General features: G+C 70.9%; 12 protein-coding genes. 11 read left to right on the plus strand and 1 reads right to left on the minus strand.

Features of this window, described 5'->3' with window-relative positions; translation table 11 throughout:
- From phnC to AB3M82_RS10995, 5 genes are read left to right on the plus strand one after another with little or no spacing between them, the layout of a single operon-like run.
- Positions 1-825, plus strand: a complete 825-nt coding sequence (gene phnC / locus AB3M82_RS10975) for a phosphonate ABC transporter ATP-binding protein (RefSeq protein WP_412957919.1) — start codon at positions 1-3, stop codon at positions 823-825.
- Positions 822-1,643 (plus strand): phosphonate ABC transporter, permease protein PhnE, encoded by an 822-nt coding sequence (gene phnE / locus AB3M82_RS10980; protein ID WP_412957920.1) that lies wholly within the window; start codon positions 822-824, stop codon positions 1,641-1,643. Before phnC ends, phnE (AB3M82_RS10980) begins: the two co-directional genes overlap by 4 nt.
- Positions 1,640-2,485 carry a phosphonate ABC transporter, permease protein PhnE gene (phnE, locus tag AB3M82_RS10985; protein WP_412957921.1) on the plus strand — a complete coding sequence of 282 codons (846 nt, stop codon included), beginning with the start codon at positions 1,640-1,642 and terminating at the stop codon, positions 2,483-2,485. Before phnE (AB3M82_RS10980) ends, phnE (AB3M82_RS10985) begins: the two co-directional genes overlap by 4 nt.
- The gene (locus AB3M82_RS10990) at positions 2,472-3,332 is read left to right on the plus strand and encodes a MurR/RpiR family transcriptional regulator (RefSeq protein ID WP_412957922.1); all 861 of its coding nucleotides are present in this window, start codon (positions 2,472-2,474) and stop codon (positions 3,330-3,332) included. The genes phnE (AB3M82_RS10985) and AB3M82_RS10990 overlap by 14 nt, the downstream gene beginning before the upstream one ends.
- Before the next feature lie 29 nt (positions 3,333-3,361).
- Complete coding sequence (locus AB3M82_RS10995) at positions 3,362-3,775, plus strand: hypothetical protein (protein WP_412957923.1); 414 nt, start codon at positions 3,362-3,364, stop codon at positions 3,773-3,775.
- A gap of 61 nt (positions 3,776-3,836) precedes the next feature.
- Here AB3M82_RS10995 and AB3M82_RS11000 read toward each other — a convergent pair whose 3' ends face one another.
- Positions 3,837-5,348: a PucR family transcriptional regulator gene (locus AB3M82_RS11000; RefSeq protein WP_412957924.1), complete on the minus strand. Its 1,512-nt coding sequence runs from the start codon at positions 5,346-5,348 to the stop codon at positions 3,837-3,839.
- A gap of 99 nt (positions 5,349-5,447) precedes the next feature.
- Between AB3M82_RS11000 and gabT the strand changes: the two genes are divergently transcribed.
- From gabT to AB3M82_RS11030, 6 genes are all read left to right on the plus strand, one after another.
- Positions 5,448-6,809 carry a 4-aminobutyrate--2-oxoglutarate transaminase gene (gene gabT, locus AB3M82_RS11005; protein ID WP_412957925.1) on the plus strand — a complete coding sequence of 454 codons (1,362 nt, stop codon included), beginning with the start codon at positions 5,448-5,450 and terminating at the stop codon, positions 6,807-6,809.
- Positions 6,810-6,896: 87 nt separating this feature from the next.
- Positions 6,897-8,276: a flavin monoamine oxidase family protein gene (locus tag AB3M82_RS11010; RefSeq protein WP_412957926.1), complete on the plus strand. Its 1,380-nt coding sequence runs from the start codon at positions 6,897-6,899 to the stop codon at positions 8,274-8,276.
- Positions 8,273-9,157, plus strand: a complete 885-nt coding sequence (locus tag AB3M82_RS11015) for a universal stress protein (protein WP_412957927.1) — start codon at positions 8,273-8,275, stop codon at positions 9,155-9,157. Before AB3M82_RS11010 ends, AB3M82_RS11015 begins: the two co-directional genes overlap by 4 nt.
- Positions 9,157-10,698 (plus strand): APC family permease, encoded by a 1,542-nt coding sequence (locus tag AB3M82_RS11020; protein WP_412957928.1) that lies wholly within the window; start codon positions 9,157-9,159, stop codon positions 10,696-10,698. Before AB3M82_RS11015 ends, AB3M82_RS11020 begins: the two co-directional genes overlap by 1 nt.
- Positions 10,699-10,722: 24 nt before the next feature.
- Entirely contained in the window at positions 10,723-12,198 is a 1,476-nt protein-coding gene (locus AB3M82_RS11025; RefSeq protein WP_412957929.1) for an NAD-dependent succinate-semialdehyde dehydrogenase, read from the plus strand.
- Between the two features lie 25 nt (positions 12,199-12,223).
- Positions 12,224-13,588, plus strand: a complete 1,365-nt coding sequence (locus tag AB3M82_RS11030; RefSeq protein WP_412957930.1) for an NAD-dependent succinate-semialdehyde dehydrogenase — start codon at positions 12,224-12,226, stop codon at positions 13,586-13,588.
- Positions 13,589-13,638: the final 50 nt, after the last annotated feature.

Below are 13,638 nucleotides of genomic sequence, written 5' to 3' on the forward strand. Positions count from 1 at the left end.
TTGTCCGACCAGATCCAGCACGTGGACGCCGCAGCTCCCGCTGCGGCGTCCACGCCGTGGTCCATCCGCCTCGACGAGGTGACCGTGCGGTACCCGAACGGCACGGTCGGCCTCGATCGCGTCTCCCTCGACATCGAGGCGGGCGAGATGGTCGCCGTCGTCGGGCTCTCTGGTTCGGGCAAGTCCACGCTCATCCGCACCATCAACGGTCTCGTCCCCGTCACCTCCGGAACGCTCGACGTGGGGGAGCACCGGGTCTCCGGCGCCTCGCCCCGCACGCTCCGGCGCCTGCGCGGCGACATCGGCATGGTGTTCCAGGGCTTCAACCTCGCCGGTCGCGCAAGCGTGCTGCAGAACGTGCTCGTCGGGCGCCTCGCCCACACGCCGCTGTGGCGCACGCTCCTCGGTGCCTACCCCGAGGCCGACAAGCAGCTGGCCCACCAGGCGCTCGACCGCGTCGGCATCCTGCCCAAGCTCCACTCGCGCGCCTCCGACCTGTCGGGCGGCCAGCAGCAGCGCGTCGCGATCGCCCGGGCACTCGCCCAGGAGCCGCGCATCGTGTTGGCCGACGAACCGGTCGCCAGCCTCGACCCGCCCACGGCGCACGGCGTCATGAACGATCTGCGGCGCATCAACCGCGACCTCGGCATCACGGTGCTCGTCAACCTGCACCTGCTCGACCTCGCACGCGAGTACGGGGCCCGCATGATCGGCATGCGCGCCGGCGAGGTCGTGTACGACGGACCGGCGACGAGCGCGACGGATGCCGACTTCGAGAGCATCTACGGGCGCTCGCTCACCCCGCAAGACCGGTTGGACGCATGACGGCCCCCGCCTCCGCGACGGGCGCGCGACCGCTCGACATCCCACCCCGCCCGCCCGGAGCGTGGAAGGGACCGGCGATCGTCGCCGTCGTCGTGGCCGCGACCGTCGTCATGTGCCTGCCGGGCGTCGGGATCGGCGTCGACCTCGACGCGATCGCGCGCAACTGGCAGAACGGCGCCGACAAGGTCGTGAAGCTGCTGCTGCCCGACTGGAGTTTCTTCCCGCGCACGCTCCCGCCGCTGATCGAGACGCTGCAGATGGCGGTCATCGCCACCGCGATCGGGGCGGCGGTGTCGCTTCCGCTGAGCTTCTGGGCGGCGCGCGCGACCAATCCGAACGGGCCGGCGCGCGTCGTCGTCCGTGGCATCCTCAACGTCGTGCGCAGCGTGCCCGACCTGCTGTACGCGGCGATCCTCGTGGCCATGGTGGGCGTCGGCGCGCTGCCCGGCATTCTCGCGCTGCTGCTGTTCAACGTCGGCATCATCGTGAAGCTCGTCTCCGAGGCGATCGACACGAACGACCGCGGCCCCCTCGAGGCCGGCCGCGCGGTCGGCGCGACCCAGGCCAAGATCAACCGCACCCTCGCCCTCCCCGACGCGTGGCCGGCATTCGCGAACCAGACGCTCTACGTCTTCGAGCTCAACGTGCGCGCCTCCACCGTGCTCGGCCTCGTCGGCGCCGGCGGCATGGGACTGCTCATCGACGCGGTGCGCACGTTCTACCGCTACGACCAGCTCTCGCTCATCATCCTGGAGATCCTCATCGTCGTCATCGTGATCGACCTCGTCTCGGACGCCGTGCGACGGAGGCTCGTATGACCGCCCCCGTCGCCGCGTCGCCGCGCGCGAACGCGACGCTCACCGTGATCCCCGACCGTCCGCGCCGGCCCTGGCTGATCGCCGGATGGGTGCTCGTCACCGCCGTCGTCGTCGCCGCGTTCTGGTCGATCGACATCAGCTGGTCGCGGCTCGCCGACCTGCCGTCCGAAGTCGTGCGCTACCTCGGACTCATGTTCGCGAGCCCCAACTGGGAGAAGCTGCCCGAGGCGCTGTGGCAGACCTGGCGCAGCATCGAGATGGCGTGGGTCGGCACGATCCTCGGCATCCTGCTCGCCACCCCGCTCAGCCTGCTCGCCGCCCGCGGGTTCGGGCCCGCGTGGCTGCGCTCGCTGCTGCGCGGTCTGTTCTCGCTCATCCGCGCGGTGCCCGAGATCATCATCGCCATCGTCATCCTCTCGGTCACCGGACTCACGCCGTTCACGGGCGCGCTCGCGCTCGCGATCAACGGCGTCGGCACGCTCGGCAAGTGGGGCTACGAGGCGGTCGAGGCGGTGCCGCGCGGACCGATCGAAGCCGCGCGCGCGGCCGGTGGCGGCACCTCGCAGGTGCTCCGCTGGGGCGTGTGGCCGCAGGCCGAACCCGCGTTCTGGTCGTTCTGGCTGTACCGGTTCGAGATCAACGTGCGCTCCTCGGCCGTGCTCGGTCTGATCGGCGTCGGCGGTATCGGCGACATGCTCACTTCGTACACCCAGTACCGTGAGTGGTCGACGGTGGGCGTGCTGCTCATCGTGGTCGTGGCCGTGACGATGCTGATCGACGGGGCATCCGGAGCCATCCGTCGCCGCATCATGGAAGGAGCCCGGGCCCGTGTTCTCGCCTAGCGCGCCGCCCACCGCCCGCATCGCGGCGGTGCTCAACACGCTGCAGCCCGCCGAGCGCCGGGTGGCGGAGCTCATCGTCGAGGCCTCGGATGCCGTCGTCGAATGGACCGCGCAGGAGCTCGCCGAGCGCGCAGGGGTCGGCCGGGCGACGGTCGTACGCGCCTGCCAGAGCTTCGGCTACCGCGGCTACCCGCAGCTGCGGGTCGCGTTGGCCTCCGAGCTCGGGGCGGCACCGGGAGACACCGGTGTCGACCACGGTCCCGGGGTGCTCGGCCGCATGCGCGGCGAGATCGACCGGGTCGCGGCGTCGCTGCCGGCGCTCGCGAGCCTGCTCGACCCGGATGCGGTCGACGAGGCCGTGCGGGTCGCGGCATCCGCCCGTCGTCTGCTCGTGCTCGCCAACGGTCTGTCGTCACCGATCGCGAACGACCTCGCGATGCGGCTCACGGCGTCCGGACGGTCGGCGGAGTTCATCGCCGACGCGATCGCGCAGCAGATCGCGGCCCGACACCTCACCGCCGACGACGTGTGCTTGATCGTCAGCGGCTCGGGGGCGAACGAAGCCAGCCTGCGCGTGGCGACGGCGGCCGCGCGCGGCGGGGCGACGGTGATCGCGCTCACGTCGTTCGCCTCGTCGGCGCTGACCGATGCGGCGACGCTGTCGCTCGTGATCGCGCCGAGCGGGGTCAGCTTCCGCGAGGAGCTGGAGCACACGTCGCGCGTGGCGTACCTCGTGTTCACCGAGGTCTTCGCCGCCGCGGTCGCCACCGCTCGCGGCACCTCGGCCACCGAGGCGCGCGCGCACGCTCTCGAGGTCGTCTCCGACAACCTCGACGACCGCCCCTGACTCCGCCTGCCCGTATTACACTTCCGGCCATGAGCTGGGACGTCATCGTTCTGCGATTCCCCGAATCGATCCAGACCACAGCTGACCTGGAAGCGCAGACCGAGCCGCTTCCCGCGCTTCCGCTGTGCTCCGTCGAGGAGTTCCGCGCGAGTTCTGCGGAGGCCTTCCCGGGAGTCGACTGGACGGAACCGACCTGGGGGATTTGGCGTGGTGACGAGGGTTCGGTGGAGTTCAACGTCGGTAGGGAAGATACCGTGAGCTCGGCGATGCTGCACGTCCGAGCGGGGGCTCCGATCGTCGCGCGGATCCTCGCCATGACCGACGCTGCGGGCTGGAAAGCTCTGGATACCCAAGCGGGAAGCCTCCTGACCGGTCCGACCGATACGAGTGGACTGGACAGCTGGCGGACTTGGCGCGACGACGCCACCCGCGGAGACGCCTGAACCCGTCTGTCATCCGATTCGGTATCCGTTCGATCGGGAGCGAAAGGCCCCGGGCGGGCGGCTAGTCGCGGGCGGTGGAGAGGAGGGCCCAGAGCTCGGCGCGGGCGGGAAACGACGACAGGTCGATGCCGAGCAGCGCGGAGGCCTGTGCGATGCGCGAGCGCAGGGTGTGCCGATGGATGCCCAGGGCGGCGGCGGCCTGTTCGGCCCGGGCATCGTGCGCGAGCCAGACCCGCAGCGTCTCCTCCAGATTCGTGCCCCCGGCGGCGTGATCCCGCAGAGGAGCGAGACGCGACTCCGCGACCAGCCGTGCCTCGTCGGTCGCCAGCGCCGCGAGGATGCTCGTGCCCGCGGCATCCGTGAACCGCACCGCACCGGCGTCGCCCGCCTGGCGCAGCGCCGTCACGGCCTGGGCGTGCGCCCGGGAGAAGGCGTCGTACCCCTCGGGGGCCGAGACGCCGAGGCGGATGCCGAAGCGCGCGGCGACCTCGTCGAACAGGCCCTCGTCCGCCGCCGAGACGCTCATCGTCATGCCCTCGTCCGACTCGGCCGCGAACACCGCGGTGCCATGCTCGGTGCGGCGCCGCTCCCACCATTCGTGCAGCGCATCGACGGGGGCATCGCGGGCGACGGCGACCACGACCGGCGCGGGCGGAAGCGAACCGAGCACGCGGCGGGCCAGTGACGGGTCGTCGCCGAGCAGGGATGACAGCAGCTGGTCGTGCAGTCGACGTCGGCTGCGGGTCGCCTGCTCGCTCTGCTCCAGGGCAAGGCCGGCCATGGCGATCACCGAGGTCACGACCGTGCGCGCCTCCGGGTCGAGCGCGTCGGTCGCGAGCGCCATGACACCGCGCAGTCGGCCGCCGCGTCCGATCGTGAAGAGCATGAAGGTGCGATCGCCCATGTCGAGCGACTGGCCGGCCTCAAGGCCGCGGGTGAGGACGTCGCCGACGCGGGCCGACAGTCCGGCCAGTTCTCGCCCGGCGACCGCCTCCCGCGGATGCCCGTGCACGAGCGAACCGGCCGCGTCGAACAGTCCGGTCCAGACGTCGAGGCGCCGGGCGAGTTCGGCGAGGATCGCGTCGAGGCCGCGGGGGCGGAGCGCGGCGAGGGCGAGGCCGCGCTGGGCGTCGAGCGCCCAGGAGCGCCGCGCGTACGCTTGGGCGGCGATCGCCTCGGAGTGCGCCCGCGCCACGGCGATGAAGGGGGTGCGGTACGGCACTTCGAACAGCGGCATGCCGCGCGCCGCGCACGCGTCGACGAGCTCGTTCGGCACGCCGTGGCGGTGCACGTCGGTGCCGAACCCGAGACCGCGCACGCCCCGGTCGGCGAGTCGGCCGACGTAGGCGTCGATGCCCGCGGGGTCGTCGAACTGGGTGCCGGTGGTGAGCAGCACGAGGTCCTCGGCGAGGAAGGGCGTGGGGTCCGCCAGATCCGAGCTGTGCACCCACCGCAGCGGGCGATCGAGCGCATCGTCCGGCAGCCGCGGCTCGTCGGAGATCAGCCGGAGCCCGAGGTCGCGTCGTCGCAGCAGGGCGCGCAGCGTCGGCTGCGCGGGCGGGGAGGCGGCCACGGATGCTCCTGCCAAGGTTGTACGGACGGGCGAAGTGCTGCGTGAGATTGTACAGCTCGGCGAATGCATCCGTAGGAATACCGGTCGTACGCTCGCGACATGGCACTCGTCGACACCGCACCCACCGCCGTCCCCCTCGGAGGACCGGAGCTCCCGCAGGAGCGCCGCCTCGTCACCGAACTCCCCGGGCCCCGCTCGGCGGAACTGCTGGCGCGCAAGGCCGAGGCCGTGCCTGCCGGCGTGGGACACACCGTGCCGATCGCCGCCGTCGCCGCGGGTGGCGGCGTGGTCGTCGACGCCGACGGCAACTCGCTCATCGACCTCGGCTCCGGCATCGCCGTGACCACCGTGGGCAACGCGCACCCCAAGGTCGCCGCGGCCGTCGCCGCGCAGGCCGCGCAGTTCACCCACACCTGCTTCATGATCTCGCCGTACGAGTCGTACGTCGCCGTCGCCGAGGCGCTCAACCGCGTCACCCCCGGCGACTTCGCCAAGAAGAGCGCCCTCTTCAACTCGGGCGCCGAGGCCGTCGAGAACGCGATCAAGATCGCCCGCAAGCACACCGGTCGTCAGGCCGTCGTCGCCTTCGACCACGGCTACCACGGCCGCACCAACCTCACCATGGCGCTCACGGCCAAGTCGATGCCGTACAAGAGCGGCTTCGGCCCCTTCGCGCCCGAGGTGTACCGCGCCCCGATGTCGTACCCCTTCCGTGACGGACTCTCGGGCGCCGACGCCGCGGCACGGGCGATCCTGCAGCTCGAGAAGCAGATCGGCACCGACAACCTCGCCGCGATCATCATCGAGCCCATCCAGGGCGAGGGCGGCTTCATCGTCCCCGCCGAGGGGTTCCTGCCCGCTCTGCAGGAGTGGAGCCGCGCGAACGGCGTCGTCTTCATCGCCGACGAGGTGCAGACCGGCTTCGCCCGCACCGGCCACATGTTCGCCAGCGAGATCTTCGGCATCGAGCCCGACCTCATCACCACCGCGAAGGGCATCGCGGGCGGCCTGCCGCTCGCCGCGGTCACCGGGCGCGCCGAGATCATGGACGCCTCGCACGCGGGCGGCCTCGGCGGCACCTACGGCGGCAACCCGATCGCCTGCGCCGCCGCGCTCGCCGCGATCGACGTCTTCGAGAACGACGGCGTGATCGAGCGCGCACGCGAGATCGGCGAGCTGCTCGTCTCGCGCCTCACCGCGATGCAGACCAGCGACCCGCGCGTCGGCGACGTGCGCGGCCACGGTGCCATGGTGGCGGCGGAGTTCGTCGACCCCGAGACGAAGGCTCCAGACGCCGCCCTCACGGCCGCCGTCGCCAAGGCCGCGATCGCCCAGGGCGTCATCGTTCTCACCTGCGGCACCTACGGCAACGTCATCCGCTTCCTGCCGCCGCTGTCGATCGGCGACGATCTGCTGAACGAAGGTCTCGACATCGTGCAGGCGGCGCTCGCCTCCGCCTGACCCTCGTCCGGTCGCGACCCCGATCGGGGGATTGGGGGTCGCGACCGGCAATCCTCCCCTGGCATCCACGACGAAGGAGTTGCACCCATGGCCGAGATCACGCGCGACGTGCTCATCATCGGAGCGGGCGCCGCCGGCCTCACCGCGGCGAACGACCTGCGCAAGGCGGGACTCTCGGTCGCCGTGCTCGAAGCGCGCGACCGGGTCGGCGGACGTCTGTGGACCGACGTGATCGAGGGGGCGATGCTCGAACTCGGCGGCCAGTGGGTCTCGCCCGATCAGCACGCCCTGATCGACACGCTCGACGAGCTGGGACTCGAGACGTACAGCCGCTACCGCGAGGGCGACAGCGTGTACGTCGGGCCCGACGGCACCGTCTCGCGCTTCACCGGCGAGATGTTCCCGGTGTCGGCCGAGACCGAGCGCGTGATCGCCGAGATCACCGAGCGGCTCGACGCGATGGTCGCCGAGATCGACCCGGACCGTCCGTGGGAGCATCCGAACGCCGCCGAGTGGGACACGATCACGTGGGATGCCTGGCTGCGCCGACAGACCGACGACGACGAGGCGGTGCGCAACCTCGCGTTCGCCACGGGGTCGGCGATGCTCACCAAGCCGACGCACTCCTTCTCGCTGCTGCAGTCGCTGCTGATGGCCGCGTCGGCCGGGTCGTACTCGAACCTCGTCGACGCCGACTTCATCCTCGACAAGCGGGTCGTCGGCGGCCTGCAGCAGGTGCCGATCCGGCTCGCCGAGCGTCTCGGTGACGACGTGCTCCTCAACCAGCCGGTGCGTTCGCTCGAATGGGGCGACGCCGGGGTCACCGCCACGACCGACGAGCTCACCGTGCGCGCCCGGTTCGCCGTGCTCGCCCACGCCCCGATCCTCTACACGCGCATCTCGTTCACGCCGCCGCTGCCGCGCCGCCAGCACCAGATGCACCAGCACCTCTCGATGGGCTTCGTCATCAAGGTGCACGCGGTCTACGACCGGCCGTTCTGGCGCGACAAGGGCCTCAGCGGCACCGCCTTCAGCCCGTACGAGCTGTCGCACGAGGCCTACGACAACTCCAACCACGGCGACGAGCGCGGCACCCTCGTCGGCTTCGTGTCCGACCAGAACGCCGACGACCTGTTCACGCTGTCGGCGGAGGAGCGAAAGGAGCGCATCCTCGAATCCCTCTCGCACTACTACGGCCCCGAGGCCAAGGACCCGGTCGTCTATTACGAGAGCGACTGGGGCACCGAGGAGTGGACCCGCGGCGCCTACGCCGCGAGCTTCGACATGGGCGGCCTTCACCGCTACGGCGCCGACCTTCGTACGCCCGTCGGCCCGATCCACTTCGCGTGCAGCGACATGGCGGGCGCCGGGTACCAGCACGTCGACGGCGCGATCCGCATGGGTCAGCTCGTCGCCTCCCGCATCCTCGAGACCGCCCGCACGGGCGCGGCTGCGAGCGAGGGATGACCGCCGCGATCGTCGTCGGGTACACGGCGACGGATGCCGGAGCGGATGCCGCGGCGCTCGGTGCGCGCCTCGCGCGCAGCACCGGGGCCGAACTGCACCTGGTGACGGTGCTGCCCGCCGAGGGGACGCGGAGCGCCGTCGTGCCCAAGGAGCGCGCCTACGAGGATCACATCCGCGCCCAGGCGCGGCAGTGGCTGCAGGGCGCGATCGTGCGACTCCCGCGCGACGTCGCGGCCGTCGGCCACGTGCGCATCGCCGAGTCGTTCGCCGAGGGGCTCATCGCCGCGGGCGAGGAGTTCGGCGCACGGCTGATCGTGATCGGCGCGGCGGGCGGGAGCATCCTCGGCCGCCACCGTCTCGGCACCGTCGCCTCCGAGCTGCTGCACTCCTCGACCATCCCCGTCGCCCTCGCGCCGGCCGGCACGGCCACCGAAGACGACCACGCGCTGCCCCGGGTCACAGCCGCGGTCGGCAACCGCCCGGGCGCCGACGTGCTGCTCGACGAGGCATCCGCCCTCGCCGCCGCCGGCCGCGTCGACCTGCGCCTCGTGTCGCTCGTGCCCTTCGACGTGCCTCCGGGTCTCGACACCGGCGCCATCCGCGTGGTCGGCGACGAGCACGCCGACCACGTGCGCGCGATCGCCGAGGAGCTGCTCCCTGACGGCAGCAACGTCGCGGTCGAAGAGGCCCCCGGCGACTCGGTCGAAGACGCGGTCGCGAACCTCTCGTGGCTCCCCGGCGAGATCGTCCTCGTCGGCTCCAGTCGGCTGGCCCAGCCCCGCCGACTCTTCCTCGGCTCGACGGCGGCGAAGATGCTGCACGAGCTCCCCGTTCCCATGATCGTCGTCCCGCGCACCCGCGGGGAGGCAGGAGACCGCTGATGAGCAGCACCCCCCGGGCGACGGAGCCCGCCGCCGTCACGACCGGCATCTCGAGCAAGGGCCTCAGCGCCGGGACCGTCGGTCTGCTCGGCGCCATCGTGATCGGCATCTCGTGCATCGCCCCCGCGTACACGTTCACCGCCGCGGTCGGCCCGACCGCCTCCACCGTCGGCGCGCAGATCCCCGCGATCATCCTCGTCGGCTTCATCCCGATGCTGCTCGTGGCGTTCGGATACCGCGAGCTGAACAACCGCATGCCCGACTCGGGCACGTCGTTCACCTGGGCCACCCGCGCCTTCGGCCCGTGGATCGGCTGGATGGCCGGATGGGGACTCGTCGTCGCGACCATCCTGGTGCTGTCGAACCTGGCCGGCATCGCCGTCGACTTCCTCTTCCTGCTGATCTCGCAGATCACGAACAACCCCGCCATCGCCGACCTCGCGAGCGTCACATGGATCAACATCGCCGTGTGCCTGCTGTTCATGCTCGGGGCGACGTGGGTGTCGTACCGCGACATGCAGACCACCCAGAAGCTGCAGTACTGGCTGGTCGGCTTCCAGGTGCTCGTGCTGGTGTTCTTCGCAGGTGCCGCGATCGTGCAGGCGGTGAGCGGCAACGGGTTCGACTACCAGCCGTTCGACCTCAACTGGTTCAACCCGTTCGCCATCCCCACCTTCAGCGCCGTGGCCGCCGGCCTCTCGCTCTCGATCTTCATCTTCTGGGGGTGGGACGTCACCCTCACCATGAACGAGGAGACCAAGGACCCCGAGAAGACCCCGGGTCGCGCCGCGACCGCCACGGTGCTCACGATCGTGACCCTCTACCTGCTGCTCGCCGTCGCGATGATCATGTTCGCCGGCATCGGGACGGGCGAACTCGGTCTCGGCAACGAGGACATCCAGGAGAACGTGTTCTTCCACCTCTCCGGCCCGATCCTCGGACCGCTCGCGTTCCTCGTCTCGCTCGCCGTGCTCACCAGCTCGGCGTCGTCGCTGCAGTCGACCTTCGTCGGCCCGGCCCGCACGCTGCTCGCGATGGGGCACTACGGCGCGCTTCCCGGATCGTTCGCGAAGGTCAGCCCGCGCTTCTTCACCCCGGGCTACGCCACCATCGTCTCGGCGATCGTCGCGTCGGCGTTCTACGCGATCATGCGCGTCGTCAGCGAGAACACCCTGTGGGACACGATCCTCACGCTCGGCATGATGATCTGCTTCTACTACGGCATCACGGCGTTCGCATGCGTCTGGTACTTCCGCCGCCAGTGGTTCGACTCGGTGCGCAACGTCTTCTTCACGTTCCTGTTCCCGCTCGTGGGCGGCATCATCCTCGCGGTGCTGTTCGTGACCACGCTCATCGACTCGATGGACCCGGCCTACGGCTCCGGCGCCGAGATCGGCGGGGTCGGGATCGTCTTCATCCTCGGCATCCTCATCATCGTCGTCGGCATCGCCGTGATGATCTGGAACGCCATCCGCCGCCCCGCGTTCTTCCGCGGCGAGACGCTCGGCATGGACGCCCCTGCCAGCCTCCGCCGCCGCTGACCCGCATCCCCACGAAGGAGAAACATGACCACGCAGACCGCCTCCGCCGAGCAGACGCTCCTCGACAGCATCCCCACCGGCCTCTTCATCGGCGGCGAATGGACGGATGCCTCATCCGGCGCGACCTTCGACGTGAAGGACCCTTCGACCGGTGACGTCATCCGCTCCATCGCCGACGCGACGCCGGAGGACGGCATCCGCGCCCTCGATGCGGCCGTGGCCGCGCAGGACGAGTGGGCGGCCACCGCGCCGCGCGTGCGCAGCGAGATCCTGCGCCGGGCGTTCGACCTCGTGCAGGAGCACAAGGAGGACCTCGCGCTGCTCATGACGCTCGAGATGGGCAAGCCGCTCGCCGAGGCGCGCGGCGAGGTCGTCTACGGCGGCGAGTTCCTGCGCTGGTTCAGCGAGGAGGCCGTGCGCATCAGCGGCCGCTACGGCATCAACCCCGAGGGCACCGGCCACATGGTCGTGTCTCAGCGCCCCGTGGGTCCGTCGTTCTTCGTGACGCCGTGGAACTTCCCGTTCGCGATGGCGACGCGCAAGATCGCGCCCGCGCTGGCCGCCGGCTGCACCGTCGTCATCAAGCCCCCGGCGCTCACGCCGCTCACCACCCTCTGCTTCACGAAGCTGCTCGAAGAGGCGGGACTGCCGAAGGGCGTCGTCAACGTCGTGCAGACCTCGAAGTCGAGCGCCCTGTCGGCGCCCATCATCGCCGACCCGCGGCTGCGCAAGCTGTCGTTCACCGGGTCGACCGAGGTGGGCCGCAAGCTCATCGCGCAGGCTGCCGAGGGCGTGCTCCGGGTCTCGATGGAGCTGGGCGGCAACGCTCCGTTCGTCGTGTTCGACGACGCCGACCTCGACAAGGCGGTGGAGGGCGCGCTGCTGGCGAAGTTCCGCAACATCGGCCAGGCGTGCACCGCCGCGAACCGCTTCATCGTGCACGAGGACGTCGCCGAGGAGTTCGCCCGTCGCGTCACCGAGCGGGTCAACGGCATGAAGGTCGGCCGTGGCACGGAGGAGGGCGTCGCGATCGGACCGCTCATCGACGAGGACGCCGTCTCCAAGGCGCAGGAGCTGGTCGGCGACGCCGTCGACCGCGGTGCGAGGCTGCTCGCCGGCGGCAAGGCGATCGAGGGCACGGGCACGTACTACGAGCCGACCGTCCTCACGGATGTCGTGCCCGGCAGCGCGATCCTGCGCGAGGAGATCTTCGGCCCGGTGCTGGCGATCTCGACCTTCTCGACCGAGGAAGACGCGGTGCGCCTCGCCAACGACACCGAGTACGGCCTGGTGTCGTACGTGTTCACCGAGAACCTTCAGCGCGGCCAGCGCATGATCGACGGCCTCGAGACCGGCATGATGGGTCTGAACGTGGGCGTCGTCTCGAACGCCGCGGCCCCGTTCGGCGGCGTCAAGCAGTCCGGCGTCGGCCGCGAGGGCGGCTTCGAGGGCATCCACGAATACCTGTCCACCAAGTACACGCTGATCCCGGTCTCCTGACCGACCGGCTGAGAGGACGAACATCATGACCGACTACGCCGTCATCAACCCCGCCACCGGAGAGACGCTGGCGTCCTTCGACACCTTCACCGACGCTCAGATCGAGGAGGCGGTCGCCGCTGCGGACGCCGCGCACCGCGAGTGGTCGCGGTCGACCACCGTCGCCGACCGCGCGGCCCTGCTGCGCCGAGTCGCCGAGCTGCACCGGGAACGGCGCGAGGAGCTGGCCGACGTGTTCGTGCGTGAGATGGGCAAGCCGCGCGAGGCGGCGCTCGGAGAGGTCGACTTCGCCGCCGACATCGTCGAGTACTACGCCGACCAGGCCGACGACATCATGGCCGATCAGCCGATCAAGATCCTCGGCGACGGCTCGGCCGTCATCCGCCGGTCCTCGCTGGGCCCGCTGGTGGGCATCATGCCCTGGAACTTCCCGGCATACCAGATCGCCCGGTTCGCGGCGCCGAACCTCCTGGTGGGCAACACGATCCTGCTGAAGCCGGCGCCGCAGTGCCCCGAGTCGTCGACCGCGATCGAGGCGATCTACCATGACGCCGGGTTCCCGCAGGGCGCCTACCAGAACGTGCTCGCGACCAACGAGCAGATCGCCGCGATGATCGCCGACCCGCGCGTGCAGGGGGTCTCGTTGACCGGCTCCGAGCGGGCCGGTGCGGCGGTGGCCGAGGTCGCCGGACGCAACCTCAAGAAGGTCGCGCTCGAGCTGGGCGGCTCCGACCCGTTCATCGTGCTGTCCACCGACGACCTCGACGCGACCGTCCAGGCCGGCGTCGATGCGCGTCTCGACAACAACGGCCAGGCCTGCAACGGGGCCAAACGCTTCATCATCGTGGACGAGCTGTACGACGCGTTCGTCGAGAAGTTCACCGCGGCGATGGCGGCGGTCGAGGCGACCGACCCGACGCGCGACGACACGATCCTCGGACCGGTCTCGTCCGAGGCGGCGGCCGAGAACCTGCAGAAGCAGATCGACACGGCCGTCGAGCAGGGGGCGACCCTCCTCACGGGCGGGACCCGCGAAGGCGCGTTCTTCGCCCCCACCGTGCTCGCCGACGTCACGCCCGAGATGGACGTGTACCGCGAGGAGCTCTTCGGACCCGCCGCGGTCGTCTACCGCGTGGCCGACGAGGACGCCGCGATCGAGCTCGCCAACGACACGACCTTCGGCCTCGGCTCGTACGTCTTCACGACCGACCCGGAGCAGGCCGAGCGCGTGGCCGATCGGATCGAGGCGGGCATGGTCTACGTCAACCTCGTGCTCGCCGACAGCCCCGAGCTGCCCTTCGGCGGCGTGAAGCGCAGCGGCACGGCCCGCGAGCTCGGGCACCTCGCCGCCGACGAGTTCGTCAACAAGAAGCTCATCCGCATCGGCTAGCCCCGTCCCGCCCACTCGCGCGCCCTCGCGAGAGGCCAGAAAACGCCGCT

The sequence above is a fragment of the Microbacterium californiense genome (genome assembly GCF_047246625.1).
In the GTDB taxonomy this organism is placed as follows: domain Bacteria; phylum Actinomycetota; class Actinomycetes; order Actinomycetales; family Microbacteriaceae; genus Microbacterium.